Origin of the sequence: Corynebacterium haematomassiliense (genome assembly GCF_013978595.1) — a bacterium.
GTDB classification, from domain to species: domain Bacteria; phylum Actinomycetota; class Actinomycetes; order Mycobacteriales; family Mycobacteriaceae; genus Corynebacterium; species Corynebacterium lehmanniae.
Map to the genome: position 1 here is coordinate 843,151 of NZ_JACDTZ010000001.1, position 15,784 is coordinate 858,934.

A 15,784-nucleotide genomic window follows, 5' to 3' on the forward strand; every position below is an offset into this window, starting at 1 on the left:
GGCATCAAGAAGGCCCTAGTGGCTCTTTTGGTAGAGCTCCCCGTCACCAAGTCCGATCCGCAAGTCCCCATTGTCCGATTGAGTGACCGGTAACCGTGTTTCCGCGCCATCCGCGGTGAAGATGAGGTTATCCTCATCGACGGTGCACGACTCGTCAGCCTCCACATTTTCGGGCTCGGCGACGTGGTGCAGCGTGCAGTCGCCCCCGTCGATGGTGAGGGTACTGGTCAGACTCTCCTCACCAGCTGATTCAACCTTGGCGTAGGTGCCGTCCAGGTCCGCTGAGGTGGAGCATCCGCCAACTACGAGAGCCAGTGCGAAAACACCTACCACCGCCGAGGTACGCGATACAGACATAGTCATCCTTTCTCCAACTTTCGGATGATATTACACTGCGGGCGCAGCCCCGGCAGGTTGCATGCGCTGCGAGAGCACGCGGGTGACACCGTCGCCGCGCATGGTCACGCCGTAGAGCACGTTCGCCACGTCCATGGTGGGCTTCTGGTGCGTGATCACGATGAGCTGGGAATCCTGCCGCAGCTCCTCTAACAGGGCGATGAGTCGGCGGAGGTTGACGTCGTCGAGTGCTGCCTCGACCTCGTCGAGCACGTAGAACGGGCTGGGGCGCGCGCGGAAGATCGCCACCAGGAAGGCAAGCGCCGTCAGCGACTTCTCGCCGCCGGAAAGCAAGGACAGACGCTTGACTCGCTTGCCCGGCGGGCGGGCCTCGATCTCGATGCCGGTGGCGAGCATGTCATCCGGCTCGGTAAGCACGAGGCGCGCCTCGCCGCCGGGGAACAGGGTCTGGAACACGCGCGGGAACTCGGCCTCCACGTCCGCCCACGCGTCGGTGAACAGCTGCAGGATCTGCGCGTCCACGTCCTCGATCACGTTCGTGAGGTCCTTGCGGGCCTGGATCACGTCGTCGAGCTGGGTGCTCAAGAACGTGTAGCGTTCCTCCAGCGCCTTGAACTCCTCCAGCGCCAGCGGGTTGACCTTGCCCAGTGCGCGCAGGTCCTTCTCCGCCTGCTTGAGCCGCTTCTGCTCCGCCTCGCGGTCGAAGTCCTCGCCCGGGGTGTATTCCGCGAGCAGGTCGGACACCGCGATGCCCAGCGAGGAGGGGATGTTGGCCTCCGCCTCGTCGATGCGCACCTGCGCCTGCGAGCGTGCGATGTCGGACTGGTGCGCATTGTCCGTCAGCCGCGCGAGCTGCTGGCGGGTGGCGCCCACCTGCTGGCGCGCCTGCTGCACCTTGCCCTGCAGTGAGCTGACCTGCGCGTTCAGCTCGTCACGCTGGGCGGTGGCGCGGGCGAGCGCGTCCTCGATGCGGGCTGCCAGGTCGCGCGCGTGCTTCTCGACGGCACTGGCCAGCTCCCCTTCCGCCCTCCGGCGAGCCATCGCCGCCTCATGGCGGGCCTTCGCCTGCCGCTCCTGCTCCGCCTGCCGGCGCAACGCATCGCCCTTGCCAGCCTCCGCTTCCGCACGCTGCTGCGCGGTGCGCGAGGCGAGCGTGGCCTCCATTTCCAGCGACTTAGCGTGGTTGAGCGCGTTTCTGGCCTGGTCGCGCTGCTCCGTCGACGGCTCCTCCGGCGACTCGGCGACGTCCGTGTCCACGCGGGTGAGGCGGTCGCGCGTCTCCTCCAGCTCGGCCTTGCGCTGCGCCAGGCGCGCGTCCGCGTCGTTCGCCCTTGCTGCCGCGCGCTCGTGCTCTGACTTGTTCGCCTCGGCCTGTTTGACCAGTCGGGCGAGGTCGCGGCGCCAGGATTCCACCTCGGTGTCGTGCTCGCGCAGCGCGGCCTTGGCGGACGCGGCGCTCACGCGGGCCTCGTCGGCCGCGACGGTTGCGCCTTCGAGGGTGCCCGCGAGCTCCTCGAGCAGCTGTTGTGCTTCGGCCAACTCGGACTTCGCTGCCTCGATGCGGGCGGAGACCTCCACCGTGGAGGTCTGCCCCGTGCCGGCGGCGACCCACCCTTCGCCCACGAGCACGCCTGCAGGCGTCACGGCGCGCAGGCGCGGATCCTGCTCCACCGCGGCGCGTGCGGCGGCGAGATCGTCCGCCACCACCACGTCCGCGAGCAAGCGCGTGACCGGGCCGGTCACGCAGGGGTCAAGTGTGATGTGGTCGAGCAGCCAGTCCATCTCGCCGTCGGTGTCCAGGCGCCACGACGACCCGCCGCGCGCGTCCACCACCACGGTGCGCGCGGCCGACTCCAGCGCGCCGACCGCGTCGTCGGAGACCTCACCCGCAAGTGCCTCAGCGTGCTCGCCGAGTGCGGCGGCAAGCGCGCGGTCTAGCCCGGGCTCCACGGTGACTAAGCCCGCAAGCGCGGTAAAGCCTTCCAGCACGTCCTCCGCCGAACGCTTCGGCGCCTGCTCCGCCAGGGTGTCGATGCGCGACTGCAGGGTTGCCACCGCCCGCTCGTGCTCGCGCTGCTTCGCCCGCAGCTGGTCCAGGCGCTTGTCGGCGGCGTCGGATTCGGTGTGGGCGCGGGCGAATGCGTCGTCGAGAGGCGAGCGCTCCGAGCCGAAGCCCGCGATGCGCTCCTCGACGGACGCGACCTCCGCATCGGCCTCGCGGGCGCGCCGCTTCGTCTCCGCGAGCGTCTCCTCCAGGCGGCGCACCTCGTCCTCGGCTGCCTCCACGGCCGCTGCCTGGGATTCCTCCTGCGCGATCAGGCGCACAACACCCTCACGGCGGTCCGCGATCGCGCGCACCTGCGCCATGTGCTCGCGCTCGGCGGCGTCGAATGCCTCCTGCCGCTCGGCAACTTCCTCGCGGATGGTCTCGAGCTTCTCGGCAGCCTCCCCGGCGGCTTCGAGGGCCTCGGCGTAGCGTTCGTCGGCAAGCGAAGCCCTCGCCTCCAGGTCCTCCGGATCCTGACCGGCGTAGGGCGCGAACGAGTTGGAACTGCGGGCGCGTTCCGACGCGATGCGCTGGGTCGCGCTCACCCGCTCAGCCAGCGTGGACAACGCAAACCACAGCTGCTGCGCCTCCTGGGCCTGCGGCTGCAGTTCTTGCTGACGCGCCTCCACGGCCTCCTGCTCCTCCACCGCAGTCTCCAGCGTCGCGGTGACGGTCTCCACCTGCTCAGCCAGCATCTCGGCGGCGCGCTCGGCGTCGGCGTACTTCGCGCGTAACCGCACCACCTGGTCGCCGGCGAGCTTGAGCTTCGCGTCGCGCAACTCCGCCTGCACCGCAGCGCCACGCTTGGCGGCCTCTGCCTGGCGTGCCAGGGGTTTGAGCTGCTTGCCCAGCTCATCGGTGAGGTCGGTGAGGCGGTCCAGGTTCGCCTGCATGCCGGTGAGCTTGCGCTGCGCCTTCTCCTTGCGACGGCGGTGCTTGAGCACACCCGCGGCCTCCTCGATGAACGCGCGGCGCTCCTCCGGGCGCGAATCCAGGATCTCAGAGAGCTTGCCCTGGCCGACAATGATGTGCATTTCGCGGCCGATGCCGGAATCGGACAACAGCTCCTGGATGTCCATCAGGCGCGCTTTCGAGCCGTTGATCTCGTACTCGCTCGCGCCGTCGCGGAACATGCGGCGGGTAATGGCCACATCTGTGTAGTCGATGGGCAGGCGCTTGTCCGTGTTGTCGAAAGTGAGGGTGACCTCCGCGCGCCCGAGCGGCTTGCGTCCGCCCGCGCCGGCGAAGATGACGTCTTCCATCTTCCCGCCGCGCAGGTTTTTCGCGCCCTGCTCGCCCATCACCCACGCGAGCGCATCCACCACGTTGGACTTGCCGGAGCCGTTGGGCCCCACCACGGCGCAAATGCCGGGCTCGAATTTCATCGTCGTCGCCGACGCGAAGGACTTGAATCCTTTGAGCGTCAGCGATTTCAGGTGCATTTTGTGGATGTTACCGCGCGTTGGCTAACGCGCCTGCATGACCACGATGTAGCCCCAACCGTGCCCCGCCGCGTAGCCGTGGGCCGCACCGATGCCCACCGCACGCGCGTTGGACAGCATGTTGCGGTTGTGCCCCGGCGAGGTGCGCCACTGCTCAAACGCCGCCTCCGGGCTATGCGAGCTGAACGCGATGTTTTCGTACACGTTGGCGTCCGAGTGGCGGAAGCTGTTCGTGCGGCTGAGCTCCTCGGCCCACGCCTGCGCCTGCGCGTCCAACTGGCCGCTTCGCAGCCACGGCAGGCGGCCGTTTTGGAAGCGGTAGAAGTTGATGTTGCGGTAGGTCTTCGCTCGCGATGCTTCCGCCACGTCCCACGGTAGACCGGGATCGTATTGCCTGTTAGGCAGGCTGCTCATAGACGCGAAGCTGGAAGATAAGTCCTGCGCTTGCGCGGATGCCGGGACCGCTGCAAGTGCCACTGCCGCAGCGGTTGCCGCAATTCGCTTCTTCATCGCTCCTCAAACCCCTCCGCGCCCTTGGGCTCCCCGAACTGCGCCTGAACGTGCTCCACATTGCCCGGGCGCTTCGCCGTCGAAGGCTGCTCTTCAAGAAGGGCTTTCAGCTTCTCGACGTCACCTTCGGCCCCCTCCGCAACCACCTCTACCCTGCCATCAGAAAGGTTCTTCGCGTAGCCAGCCAATCCCAGCTCAAGGGCGCGGGAGCGGGTCCACCAGCGAAACCCGACCCCCTGGACGGTGCCGCGGACGTGGGCGGTCATGCGTGTCTCTGCCATGCCACCCAAGCGTAGCGGGGTTTAACCCGTCTGCGGGCTGAGTCCCTTCTCTTCCGCGTAGCGAATCGCTTTCCGCACCGCGGCGAGCTTCCGATCCGTGTCCTTTAGCCTCGGCGCATTTTTATCGCTGAACCGTTCAAGCTTCGACCGTAGGCGAATAAGGTCACGCTCCGATTCAGTCCACACGTGCCACACTGACTCATCGCACGGCATTCTCCATGTTTTCCGCAGAATCAGCCGGGCCAATTGAATGTAGATTACTCCCTCGAATTCCTCTGCGGTACTGCCTGCGGTCATCATCCCCACTGCAATAGTCCCTGACCCAGCAGAAACGAGGGCTCCGGCGGTGAGAAGGCCTCCCACCATGCCGCCGGGGCCAAAGGATGCCAGTGCGCTTGTAACCGCCGCTGCCCCAGCCAGACCTGACGCAGCTGGCAGCAAAATTCCTCCCGAGGCAACTACGGCGAGCGCGCCAGCCCCCAGTAGTCCCCACTTCATGAACCGCGTCTTACCAGCCAACGCCTTGGAAGCTTCTTCAAGTGCGTCGAAAGCGTCCTCCCCTTGCTGCGGTGTCAGCAACATTTCGGCTGCAAGCTGTCGCATAGCCGCAACACGAACTGATTCTTTGACTTCGATCTCATATGGGGCGAGGGGATTCTGAAGGGCAAGTGCGATGAGGTCTTTCGCGGCTTGGTCGCGGTCCGGGAACAAGTGCACCACCGGAATGCTGAGGTTGTCGGGGTCACAAACTTCATTCGTCTGCAGAACAGAAAGACCACCAGGTATGGCGCGTCGCTCCATTGTGCGTTTAGCAATGAGGTCGTTAATCACCTGAAACTGCGTATCAGCGAGCGCTCCGCCGAGTCGCTCTTTTGTGTCACCCTTCAGGCTTTCCCGGATCAGGTGCGACAAACGTAGACCCGCAAGAACTAGCATTTCCTCGTGGTCCATCTGAACATCCACGCCTGTTTCAATCACCGCGAGCTCAGACGACTGCGCCCCGAATAGTGCGTATCCAACTGCTTTACCTACGAGCTCTTGTTTCAAGTACTCGTGTGACGAGTGTGCAGAGTGCGGAATAACTGGGGTCGACACGCGAAGATCCAGCAACCACGGCACAACTGACGAGGCTCCGCGCAGAGCAGCAACCGGATCCCAATGACTCCAGAAGTTAATCCACCATGCGAGATTCGTCGGCGGTTCCTTGAGGTTGGTCTCGAGCTTGCTCAAATCAAAGTTGCCCTGCGCCAGCGGGCTCCCAATGGTGACCATGCCTGCAATTTTGAGGTTGTGCGGTATGCGGGGCAGCAAGTCAGCCGCGACCACGCTGCCCAGGCTGTGGCCGATAACCACAATTGACCCCTCGGCCGGCAACTGCCGGATAACCCGGTTAAGCACATCGCGCCGAACTTTGTCATCGTTCATGTAATGGCTGGCTTCTCGGAACTTATTGAACCTGAAGGCCGCTGCAGCAGCCATTTCCGCAGCGTTGGCTAGGGGTTTAGGTCCGAGAGCAGCTGTGTCGGCGAGACGACGCTCCATCGCAGCCATGCGCCAATCGAACTCGCTTCTGTTCTGGCGACGCTCCGAGGACGACTGCTTCGGCTGCGTTATCGGAGGAATCGGGGCGTCGACTTTGTCAGGGTCGCCGTTGAGCTTTTTAAGGAGATCAGCATAGGAGGGCGCGACGATGCTGACGCCCTCTAACCCCGGGTACCCCGCAGCGTGAAGCCCTCGGGCAAGCCCTTCCTTCCATCTTGAAGAGGAAGGCGCCTCCGGCCCCTTGCTATTCACTCCATGCAGAAAAACCAGGGCGGGGGTAGTTTTCTCAGGCCGATTCATAGCACCTGAATTTACAGCTGTCTACCGCCCGTCGTTGCCCTCGCTGATAGTGATGCGGTCGTCTGCGCTGCGGCGGGTCACCGGGTCGGAGCCGTCCCAGTACTCTACGTTCTTCAGCTCCGGCAGCATCTCGCGGTGGAACACCGGGTCGATGCCCTTGCGGCGCTGGTCGTTGAAGTTCTTCAGCAGCTTCAGCGCCACGCCACCGAGCGGGACGATGGCGACGATGTTGAAGATGGCAAGCATTCCGGCCATGGTGTCGCCAAGCGCCCACACCAGCGGAACGGAGCCGAACGCGCCGAAGATGACAAAGCCGATGACCACCAGGCGGAACACCGTCATCGCGGTCTTCGAGTCGGTGAGGTATTGCAGGTTCGCCTGTGCGAGGTAGTAGTTGCCGATCACGGAGGAGAACGCCAGGAAGAACAGGATGAACGTGATGGCGTGCGCGCCCCATGCGCCGACGGAGTCAGCCAGCGCGGACTGAGTCAACGACGCGCCCTGGATGTCATCGCGGCCGTAGGTTACGGCCGGGCCGAGCAGCACCACGAACGCGGTGATGGAGCAGACCAGCAGGGTGTCGAAGTAGACGCCGAGGGTCTGCACGAGGCCCTGCTTGACGGGGTGGGACACCGTGGCGGTGGCGGCGGCGTTCGGGGCAGAGCCCATACCGGCCTCGTTGGAGAACAGGCCGCGGCGCATGCCTTGCATGAACGCGGCACCGACGCCAGCGCCGACAACCTGCTCGAGGCCCAAGGCGTGGCCGACGATCATCTCGATCATGCCCGGGATCTCGCGCCAGTTGATCACCAGCACGGCCAGGCCGATGAGGATGTAGGCACCGGCCATGAACGGCACGATGACCTGGGTCCAGGAGGCGATGCGGGTCACGCCGCCGAAGATGACCAAGGCGGTCAGCACAGCAATCACGCCGGCGACGACGGCCTTGAGCGCGACGGAGTCGGTGCCCAGGGAACCGCCGACCGCCTCGACGATGGAGTTGGTCTGGATCGCGTTGTAGACGAAGCCGTAGGTGACGGCCAAGAACGCGGAGAAGATCACGGCCAGCGGCTTCCAGCCCAGGCCGCGCGTCATGTAGTAGGCCGGGCCGCCGTGGTAGTTGCCCTCGGCGTCCTTGGTCTTCCACAGCTGCGCTAGGGTGGACTCCACAAATGCGGTTGCGCCGCCGAGCAACGCCAGCATCCACATCCAGAACACCGCGCCCGGCCCGCCGATGGAGATCGCCAGCGCCACGCCGGCGATGTTGCCGGTGCCCACACGCGAGGCGGCGGAGATGGTGAAGGCCTTGAATGCGGACAGGCCGCCGTACTCTTCATCGAGGTCGCGCCCCTCGCGGTCCTTGCCCTTCGGGGTTTCGGCGACCGCCTTGAGCATCTCCGGGAACAGGCGGATTTGAACGAACAGTGTGCGCACGCCGAAGTAGACGCCGGCGAGGACGAGGAACACGGGGACGACGTTCCAGATCACGCCGTTGAGAGTGTCCTCGACGAATGAGGTAGCGGTTTCCATGGCGGGCAGTGTATCGCCAGGTTGCCCACATCACACAACGACGGGTCTTTGAGCTACCCCTCCACCTCTGGTGTGCACACCTCGCCAGGCTGAATCGCGCCGTGGGTGCCAAACTCGCGTTGCCAGTACAGCAGCGGGCAGTTGGTGTTGACGTCGGCGGCGGCAACGTCGACAAGCACGAGCACAGGGTCGCCCGCCTCAATCCGCTGCGCCACACTCCCGGCCACCCAGGTGTGGTTGCCGGCCAGCTGCGGCGCGCCGTCCGCCATCTGCCACTCCACCCCCGCGAAGCGGTCCACCCCCTTCGAGGCGAAGCGCCGCGCGAGCAGGTTCTGCTCGGTGGAGAGCACATTAATGCCTATCGACGCACCTTCGGACAACAACGCCAACAGCGATGACCTCTTGTCCAGAGACACCAGCACCATCGGCGGATCCAGCGACAGGGACATAAACGCGCTGACGGTGGTGCCGTGCGGGTCTGTTGCGGAACCGGTGGTCACGATCGCCACCGCGGCAGCCAGCTGGCTCATTGCGTCTTTGAATGCTGACTGATCAACCATGTCGCACCACCGTACTCGCGCGCTAGCGCACTTGGCAGACCGGGCAGAAGTAACTAGAGCGCCCGCCGACCGTCACGCGCTCGATCGGGGCACCACATCGCGCGCAGGGCTTGCCCGCCTGCCCGTAGGCGTTGAGCGAGCGGGAGAAGTACCCGGACGCGCCGTTGACGTTGACGTACAACGAATCAAAGCTGGTGCCGCCCTGCTCCAGCGAGCGGGCCATCACCTCGCGCGAGGCGTCCAGCACGGCCTCCGCGTCACGCTGGCGCATGGTTTTCGCGCTGCGCCAGGGTTTCAGGCGCGCGGCCCACATCGCCTCGTCGGCGTAGATGGAGCCGATGCCGCTGACCACCTCCTGGTTCAGCAGGACATTCTTCAGCGGCGACCGTCTGCGCCGCATCGCACGCGCGGTCTCGCGCAGGTCGAAGTCGTCCTCGAACGGGTCGGGGGCGATGTGGACGGCGGGCTGCGGAATGCCGTCGATAAGCTGCGTGTACTGCCAGAATCCGAAGGTGCGCTGGTCCACGAAATCTAGCTCCACCTCCCCCATGTCCGCGCGAATACGCAGGTGCGGCGATGTTACGGTGCCATGCTTTGCGACGAGCATCTGCCCGCTCATGCGCAAATGCACGAGGAGTGCTGCGCCGTCGCTGAGCGTGAACCACATGTATTTGCCGCGGCGGCCGGTGCCGGTGATGGTCAGACCCGGCAGGGTTTGCTCCAAGTCCACGGTGTTGCCGCGGGCGGCGCGGGGGTGCAGCACCTCCACGCGCTGGAATGTGCGGCCGACCACGTGCTGGTCCAGCCCGCGGCGCACCACCTCAACCTCGGGCAGCTCAGGCATTGCCGCGCACGGCCTCCGCTGCGTGGTCGCGCAGATACAGCACCGCCTGGTGGGCCGCCTCCTGCTCCGCCAGCTTCTTGTTCGGGCCGGTGCCGGTGCCGCGGGAAACGCCGCCCACCAGCGCCTGCGCGGTGAACGTCTGGTTGTGCTCGGGGCCGGACGCTTCGGAGACGTACTCGGCCACCGGCAGCTTCAGCTCGGCAAGGCGCACCTGCAGGTCGGTCTTCCAGTCGTGGTGCTTCTTGTTCACGGTGGCGGTGCGGAGCTTCTCGTCGAAAAGCTTGAGTATCACATCGCGCGCCGGCTCAAAGCCATGCTGCAGGTAGATCGCACCGAAGATGGCCTCGGTGGTGTCCGCGAGGATCGACTCTTTCTCGCGGCCGCCGGTGAGTTCCTCGCCCTTGCCGATGAGCACGTGCTTGCCCAGGTCGATCTCCCGGGCGATGTCGGCCAGGCCGTAGCGCGAGACGATGGCCGCGCGCATCGGCGACAGGTCGGACTCCGGGCGCGACGGGTACAGCTCGAACAGCTTGGTGGCCACGGACAAACCCAGCACGGCGTCGCCGACGAACTCTAAGCGCTCGTTGTTGGGCAGGTGCCCGTGCTCGTTGGCGAACGAGCGGTGCGTCAGCGCAAGCTTCAGGCTGTCGCGCTCGATGTCCACGCCGAGGTGCGCAATAAGCGGGGCGTGGTCGACGGCGTCAAACGCCTGCTCCCACAGCTCGTCCGCGTTGCCCTTGTTCTTCTTCGAGCGGCTCACAGGAACTTCTCCAGGTCGGCCCAGCGCGGGTCGACCAGGTTGTTCTCCTCGCCCTCGACCGCGTCCGGGGCGGGCACGTCAGTGTCGCCCTCACACTCCGGCTGGCAGGTGGGGTTGAACGGCCAGTTCATGCCGGCCTCGTCCACGAACGCCTGCTCCAGATCCACGGCGCCGTCGACAACCTTGCGGATCTCGTCACCGGACCCCTGGTCCTCGTCTTCCTCACTGTCGCCGGTGATGAAGTCGTCGGAGGCGGAAAACACCTCGGAGATGCGCAGCGTCTCGGTCGGGGTGAGCTCCTTTAAGCAGCGCACGCACTGGCCTTCAAGCTGCGCGGTCGCGGTGGCATCCACCATCACGCCGGAGCCCAGCGGGATCAGCGTCGCCTCAACTTCAACCTCGCGCCCTGCCGGGATGGCAATCATCTCGGGGCCGATGCGCGACGGGGACGGGCCTGTCTGTGTCACCGTCTCTGGGGTGCCGTCGCCGCCGAGGACGTCGCTGACGTCGAATACGAAAGGACTGGTAGACATAACGGCAACAGACTACCCGTTAGTAGTCGTCGCGTCGGCCGCGAACCGCAGCACCAGCGGCGCCGGCACCGCGACGCAGCGCGGAGCGGTCGGAGGAGACGGTCTGCAGCACGTTTCGCAGCCCCTCCTCAAACTCGGCGAGCTTGGAATCGACGTAGTCGTCGCACTCCGAGCGCAGGCGGTTGGACTCTGTGGTCGCCTCATCCACCAGGCGGTGCGCCTCCTCGTCGGCGCGGCGCATGACCTCGGACTCGGAGATGAGGCGCTCCTGCTCCGCCAGGCCCTTGTCCACGGTGCGCTGGTACTCCGCGTTGCCGGACTCGACGATGTTGTCGGCCTCACGCTGCGCGTTGTTCACGGTCATCTCGGCCACGTTCTGCGCCTGGGTGACCATCATGTTGGACTCTTCCTCCGCGTCGGTGACCAGGTTGGTCGCGCGCGCCTGCGCGTCGGAGAGCATCGACTCGGACTCGGAGTGCGCGTCGGAGACGATGCGGCGGGCATCCTCCTCCGCGTCGCCGACGAGCATGTCGGCGCGGTCCTGCGCCCCGCGCAGGATCTCGTCCTGCTTGTCCAGCACGTCCTGCGCGTCGTCCAAGTCGACGGGCAGGGCGTTGCGGAGGTCGTCGAGAAGCCCAAGCATCTCGTTGCGGGGAACCATGCAATTGGAGGTCATGGGCACGCCGTAGGCCTGCTCCAGGGTCTGAACTAGCTCATCCAGGGCTTCAAAAACGCGGTACATGGTGCCTAAGCGTACCCGCTGAAACGTTAAATCACGCCCTGGGCGAGCATCGCGTCGGCAACCTTTTTAAAACCGGCGATATTTGCGCCGATGACGTAGTCGCCTGCGTGGTCGTATTCCTCTGCGGTGTCCTTGGCCACCGTGAAGATGTTGGACATGATCTGGTGCAGGCGGTCGTCCGTGTAGTCGAAGGACCAGGAGTCGCGCGAGGCGTTCTGCTGCATCTCCAGCGCGGAGGTGGCCACACCGCCGGCGTTGGCGGCCTTGCCCGGGCCGAAGCAGACGCCGCGCTCGCGGAATACCTCCACCGCTTCGGCGGTGGACGGCATGTTCGCGCCCTCCGCGACGTAACGCACACCGTTGTCAACGAGGGTGCGCGCATGGTCGCCGTTGAGCTCGTTCTGCGTCGCGCACGGCAGCGCCACGTCCGCCTTCAGGTCCCAGATGGAGCCGTCGCTGTGGAAGGTCGCGCCGGTGGCCTCCTCCACGTACTCGGACACGCGCCCGCGGCGCTTCTCCTTGATCTCCTGGACGAGCTCGATGTCCACGCCGTTCGGGGTTTCCACCCAGCCGGAGGAATCGGAGAAGCCAACCACAGTTGCGCCGAGCTCCTGCGCCTTCTTCATCGCGTAGATCGCCACATTGCCGGAGCCGGAGACGATCACCTTCGCGCCGTCGATGGAGTCACCGTTCGCCTTCATCATCTCGTTGGTGAAGTAGACGCTGCCGTAACCGGTGGCCTCCTTGCGCACCAGAGAGCCGCCCCAGGTCAGCCCCTTGCCGGTGAGCACGCCGGACTCGTGCTGGTCCACCAGGCGGCGGTACTGGCCGAACAGGTAGCCGATCTCGCGGGCGCCCACGCCGATGTCGCCGGCGGGCACGTCACGGTACTCGCCGATGTGGCGCCACAGTTCCGTCATGAAGGACTGGCAAAAGCGCATGATCTCCCCGTCGGAGCGGCCCTTCGGGTCGAAGTCGGAACCGCCCTTGCCGCCGCCGATGGGCAGGCCGGTCAGGGAGTTTTTGAAGATCTGCTCGAAGCCGAGGAATTTGATGATGCCCAGGTTCACGCTCGGGTGGAAGCGCAGCCCGCCCTTGTACGGGCCGAGCGCGGAGTTGAACTGGACACGGAAGCCGCGGTTGACGCGCACATTGTTGTCGTCGTCCAGCCAGGGCACGCGGAAGATGATCTGGCGCTCCGGCTCGCAGAGGCGCTCGATCAGGCCGTAGTCCGCGTAGTGCGGGTCCTTGCCCAGCACGATCTTCAGCGAATCCAGCACTTCGGCAACCGCCTGGTGGAACTCCGGCTCGCCCGCGTTGCGCTCCAGCAGTTTCTGGTAGTAGCCGGCAACTTCTTGGTCAATCGCGCTCATTGGGCGTGGCCTCCGATATCTATAGCTATGCAGAATTGTGTACCGGACAAACTTTACAACACCATTCGGCCCCGCGTGGCCGGTAGCTAAACTCTCCCCCATGGTTTCTCCCCTCGACGCAGTTTCGTCGCCCAAAATCGTTGTCGCGCCGGACTCCTTCAAATCCACCGCAACCGCCGCCGAGGCCGCCGAATGGCTCGCCGAAGGTGTGCGTTCCGTCATCCGCGACGCGCAGATCGTGCTCACCCCCATGGCCGATGGCGGCGAAGGCACCTCGTCGTTGTTCGAGGGCGAGCGCATTTGCTTGCCGACGACTACCGCGGCCGGCCGCCTCACCGAAGCGGAGTACACCTTCCACGCCCCGAGCAAGACCGCCTACATCGACGTCGCCGCGGCCTCCGGCCTGCCCGCGGTGGACGAGCCGGTGCCGCTGACCGGCGACACGTACGGCACCGGCGTGCTCATCGCGGACGCCGAGACCCGCGGCGCCGAGCGCATCGTGCTGGGGCTCGGCGGCACCGCAACGATCGACGGCGGCACCGGCATCCTCGTCGCCCTGGGCGTCAACCCCTTGGACCAGGCCGGCTACCAGCTCAAGCCCGGCGGCGGGGCGCTGGAGCAGCTGGCAAACTTCGACACCGCGAAGGTCAATGTGCCCGCCGGCGCGGTGGAGTGGGTTCTGTTGACCGACACCACCGCGCCCGCCACCGGCCCCCAGGGCGCGGCCCACGTGTTCGGCCCGCAGAAGGGCGCAACGGAAGAAGGCATCGAGGTGCTCGACCGGGGCCTGGCGCGTTTGTGCGAGGTTGCGGACGTGGACCCGGCAACTCCGAGCCTGGGCGCTGCGGGAGGCGTGGGCATCGGTATCACGTGGCTGTCCACAATGCTCCACGGGGACGCCTCCCACGTGCACATCCTGCCCGGCGCGCGCGTGGTGGCGGATTCCAACGGGCTGGCGGAGCAGGTCGAGGGCGCGGCCCTGGTGATCACCGGCGAGGGCCGCTTCGACGGACAGACCGGCACCGGCAAGGTCGCCTCCGTCGTCGGCGAGCTAGCCCGCGGGGCCGGTGCGGCGTTCGCGGTGGCCGCAGGAAGCTTTGACGAGGAGCCGGGCGAGGGCACCATCGCGGTGACGCTGGCGGAGACTGACGACGTGCGCGAGCAGCTCACCCAGGCCGGCGCGGAGATTGCCGTAGCCTACCTCAACACTTCCACGGTCCAGGGGTAGATCGAGGGCGACTCGAAGCGGTCCTGGTCCTCCAACATCACTGGGTCGTTCGGCAGGTCCACCTTCGGGGTGAGGATGCGCGACAGGCCCATGGCCAGGCGGTTGAGGCTGTCCGCCCCTTCGGGTGTGATGCTGTAGCGGAACACCTCGGCCTCCGCGGGATCTTCGCCCCGGTCCCGCTCGTAGGTTTCGGCCAGCTGGGCGCGCACGGAGTCGTCGATTAGCACCTGCTCCATCTCCACCGTGCCCGCGGTGAGCATCTCCCGGTTCACGAGGATGTCGAGCGCGCGTTGGAAGACCTCTTTGACCTCGTCGGCGACAGTCGGCGGGACGAGGACGTCGAATTGGATCACAGACATGCGTGTAAGGCTAACCGGTATGGTTGCGTGCATGTCCAACCCCGCCGTGAACCCAGCTCACTCGTACCACGTTGCACTGCGGACCATGGCGGACGGGACGCTCAAGCAGGTCAATCCCTTCTCCGGCACGGAGGTGTGGACGGTGCCGGGGCGCGGCAACCGGCCCCTGGCCGCAGCTGGCGCCCCGCCGGAGCCGCTTGCACCCGGCGCGCACACGGACACCTGCAATTTCTGCGAAGCGCGCAAGCTGCGCACCCCGCCCGAGAAGTCGCGGCTCATCGCCGACGGCGACGGGTTTGCCATCCTGCGCGACGCCATGCCCGACGAGTTGGACAACACGGTCGCGGAATTTCGGCGGGTGCCCAACCTGTTCGAGATTGTCTCTTACGACTACTGGCAGAAGAACTACGGCTACGAGATGCCCACGGCGCGCCGCGTCCACATGGAGCGCTACCTGGCGGATCCCGCCGGGCGCGAGCATGTGCTGGCAACCGTGCGCACGCGCCTGGCTGCGGCGGGCCAGGACCCGGACAGGCCCGACGAAGAGCTGCTCGAGCTTGCCCCGGCGTACTTCGGCGGCGGGCACGACGTGATCATCGGCCGGCGCCACTTCGTGGACGGGGCGGAGAACTCAGCGCAGCTCGCCGGCTCCGGGTCACTGACCCCGGAGGAGCACTACCGCTTCATCGCGTTCACCGTGGATTCCCTGCGCGACCTGGTGGAGCAGCACACCTACGCCCGCTACGTGGTGGTGTTTCAAAACTGGCTCTCGCCCGCCGGCGCGTCGTTCGAGCACCTGCACAAGCAGCTGGTGGCCATCGACGAACGCGGCGTCAATGCCGAGACCGAAACGGCGAAACTGCGCCAGAATTTGAACCTGTACAACGACTGGGGTGTCAACCACGCGTTCTACCAAAACCTGGTGATCGCGGAGAACGACCACGCCATCCTCACCGCCGGCGTGGGCCACCGCTACCCCACCATGACGGTGTACTCGAAGTCGCGCGCCAGCGAGCCGTGGGAGCACACGGAGGAAGAGGTCCGTGCGGTGTCCGACCTGCTGCACGCGGCGCACGCCGCCACCGGCGGACAGGTGGCCACCAACGAGGAATGGCACTACCGCCCCGTGGACCTGGACGTGCCCATGCCGTGGCGCATCAACCTGAAATGGCGCATCTCCACCCTCGCCGGCTTCGAGGGCGGCACGCAGATTTACGTAAATACGCTCTCGCCGTTCGACATGCGCGACCGCGCCACCGCGGCCCTTCGCACATTGCGTAACGACGGCCACGTGGCCGCGTCCTTGCGCATCGCCGAGGAATGCACCCCGGCGCCCAACCTATTGCGATATAACCCAAATTTGGAGAGATGAAGTT

The 15,784-nt window shown here is 66.0% G+C and carries 15 protein-coding genes; 2 read left to right on the forward strand and 13 right to left on the reverse strand.

From position 1 onward, the window contains the following. Positions 1-15: 15 nt before the first annotated feature. The 12 genes from H0193_RS04065 to gdhA all read right to left on the reverse strand — a co-directional run bounded on the left by H0193_RS04065 (position 16) and on the right by gdhA (position 12,821). Positions 16-357 (reverse strand): hypothetical protein, encoded by a 342-nt coding sequence (locus H0193_RS04065; RefSeq protein WP_181888670.1) that lies wholly within the window; start codon positions 355-357, stop codon positions 16-18. Between the two features lie 30 nt (positions 358-387). Then, a complete protein-coding gene (smc, locus tag H0193_RS04070) occupies positions 388-3,846 on the reverse strand; it encodes a chromosome segregation protein SMC (RefSeq protein WP_181888671.1) in 3,459 nt (1,152 codons plus the stop codon). Positions 3,847-3,870: 24 nt separating this feature from the next. After that, positions 3,871-4,260, reverse strand: coding sequence for a CAP domain-containing protein (locus tag H0193_RS04075; protein ID WP_181888672.1), 390 nt, complete (start codon positions 4,258-4,260; stop codon positions 3,871-3,873). Positions 4,261-4,352: 92 nt separating this feature from the next. After that, positions 4,353-4,637 (reverse strand): acylphosphatase, encoded by a 285-nt coding sequence (locus H0193_RS04080; protein WP_181888673.1) that lies wholly within the window; start codon positions 4,635-4,637, stop codon positions 4,353-4,355. 21 nt (positions 4,638-4,658) lie between these two features. Further along, positions 4,659-6,188, reverse strand: a complete 1,530-nt coding sequence (locus tag H0193_RS04085) for an alpha/beta hydrolase family protein (protein ID WP_338026587.1) — start codon at positions 6,186-6,188, stop codon at positions 4,659-4,661. A 312-nt stretch (positions 6,189-6,500) separates the two neighbouring features. Further along, complete coding sequence (locus tag H0193_RS04090) at positions 6,501-8,009, reverse strand: alanine/glycine:cation symporter family protein (protein ID WP_181888675.1); 1,509 nt, start codon at positions 8,007-8,009, stop codon at positions 6,501-6,503. Positions 8,010-8,062: 53 nt separating this feature from the next. Then, positions 8,063-8,569: a flavin reductase family protein gene (locus H0193_RS04095; protein ID WP_181888676.1), complete on the reverse strand. Its 507-nt coding sequence runs from the start codon at positions 8,567-8,569 to the stop codon at positions 8,063-8,065. Positions 8,570-8,591: 22 nt separating this feature from the next. Next, on the reverse strand, positions 8,592-9,413 hold the full coding sequence (mutM, locus tag H0193_RS04100) for a bifunctional DNA-formamidopyrimidine glycosylase/DNA-(apurinic or apyrimidinic site) lyase (RefSeq protein WP_181888677.1): 822 nt from the start codon (positions 9,411-9,413) through the stop codon (positions 8,592-8,594). Then, positions 9,406-10,173, reverse strand: coding sequence for a ribonuclease III (rnc, locus tag H0193_RS04105; protein ID WP_181888678.1), 768 nt, complete (start codon positions 10,171-10,173; stop codon positions 9,406-9,408). The genes mutM and rnc overlap by 8 nt, the downstream gene beginning before the upstream one ends. Then, on the reverse strand, positions 10,170-10,706 hold the full coding sequence (locus H0193_RS04110; RefSeq protein ID WP_181888679.1) for a YceD family protein: 537 nt from the start codon (positions 10,704-10,706) through the stop codon (positions 10,170-10,172). Before H0193_RS04110 ends, rnc begins: the two co-directional genes overlap by 4 nt. A gap of 19 nt (positions 10,707-10,725) precedes the next feature. Beyond that, complete coding sequence (locus tag H0193_RS04115; protein ID WP_181888680.1) at positions 10,726-11,448, reverse strand: DivIVA domain-containing protein; 723 nt, start codon at positions 11,446-11,448, stop codon at positions 10,726-10,728. Between the two features lie 26 nt (positions 11,449-11,474). Beyond that, the gene (gene gdhA / locus H0193_RS04120) at positions 11,475-12,821 is read right to left on the reverse strand and encodes an NADP-specific glutamate dehydrogenase (protein ID WP_181888681.1); all 1,347 of its coding nucleotides are present in this window, start codon (positions 12,819-12,821) and stop codon (positions 11,475-11,477) included. Positions 12,822-12,921: 100 nt separating this feature from the next. On the opposite strand from gdhA, the gene H0193_RS04125 reads away from it, so the two are divergent. Beyond that, the gene (locus H0193_RS04125; protein ID WP_181888682.1) at positions 12,922-14,049 is read left to right on the forward strand and encodes a glycerate kinase family protein; all 1,128 of its coding nucleotides are present in this window, start codon (positions 12,922-12,924) and stop codon (positions 14,047-14,049) included. Here the strand turns inward: H0193_RS04125 and H0193_RS04130 are convergent. Continuing rightward, positions 14,019-14,408 carry a hypothetical protein gene (locus tag H0193_RS04130; RefSeq protein ID WP_181888683.1) on the reverse strand — a complete coding sequence of 130 codons (390 nt, stop codon included), beginning with the start codon at positions 14,406-14,408 and terminating at the stop codon, positions 14,019-14,021. The two genes, H0193_RS04125 and H0193_RS04130, sit on opposite strands and share 31 nt — an antisense overlap. A gap of 31 nt (positions 14,409-14,439) precedes the next feature. Between H0193_RS04130 and H0193_RS04135 the strand changes: the two genes are divergently transcribed. Continuing rightward, positions 14,440-15,780, forward strand: a complete 1,341-nt coding sequence (locus tag H0193_RS04135) for a DUF4921 family protein (protein WP_236883408.1) — start codon at positions 14,440-14,442, stop codon at positions 15,778-15,780. The last annotated feature ends 4 nt before the right edge of the window (positions 15,781-15,784 follow it).

Excerpts from the sequence above, each read along its gene's own strand:
- H0193_RS04065 (WP_181888670.1), bottom strand. The coding sequence starts at position 357 with ATGTCTGTATCGCGTACCTCGGCGGTGGTAGGTGTTTTCGCACTGGCT.
- H0193_RS04085 (WP_338026587.1), bottom strand. The coding sequence starts at position 6,188 with ATGGCTGCGATGGAGCGTCGTCTCGCCGACACAGCTGCTCTCGGACCT.
- H0193_RS04075 (WP_181888672.1), bottom strand. The coding sequence starts at position 4,260 with ATGAGCAGCCTGCCTAACAGGCAATACGATCCCGGTCTACCGTGGGAC.
- smc (WP_181888671.1), bottom strand. The coding sequence starts at position 3,846 with ATGCACCTGAAATCGCTGACGCTCAAAGGATTCAAGTCCTTCGCGTCG.
- H0193_RS04090 (WP_181888675.1), bottom strand. The coding sequence starts at position 8,009 with ATGGAAACCGCTACCTCATTCGTCGAGGACACTCTCAACGGCGTGATC.
- H0193_RS04110 (WP_181888679.1), bottom strand. The coding sequence starts at position 10,706 with ATGTCTACCAGTCCTTTCGTATTCGACGTCAGCGACGTCCTCGGCGGC.
- H0193_RS04130 (WP_181888683.1), bottom strand. The coding sequence starts at position 14,408 with ATGTCTGTGATCCAATTCGACGTCCTCGTCCCGCCGACTGTCGCCGAC.
- H0193_RS04115 (WP_181888680.1), bottom strand. The coding sequence starts at position 11,448 with ATGTACCGCGTTTTTGAAGCCCTGGATGAGCTAGTTCAGACCCTGGAG.
- H0193_RS04095 (WP_181888676.1), bottom strand. The coding sequence starts at position 8,569 with ATGGTTGATCAGTCAGCATTCAAAGACGCAATGAGCCAGCTGGCTGCC.
- H0193_RS04135 (WP_236883408.1), top strand. The coding sequence starts at position 14,440 with ATGTCCAACCCCGCCGTGAACCCAGCTCACTCGTACCACGTTGCACTG.
- gdhA (WP_181888681.1), bottom strand. The coding sequence starts at position 12,821 with ATGAGCGCGATTGACCAAGAAGTTGCCGGCTACTACCAGAAACTGCTG.
- H0193_RS04080 (WP_181888673.1), bottom strand. The coding sequence starts at position 4,637 with ATGGCAGAGACACGCATGACCGCCCACGTCCGCGGCACCGTCCAGGGG.
- H0193_RS04125 (WP_181888682.1), top strand. The coding sequence starts at position 12,922 with ATGGTTTCTCCCCTCGACGCAGTTTCGTCGCCCAAAATCGTTGTCGCG.
- mutM (WP_181888677.1), bottom strand. The coding sequence starts at position 9,413 with ATGCCTGAGCTGCCCGAGGTTGAGGTGGTGCGCCGCGGGCTGGACCAG.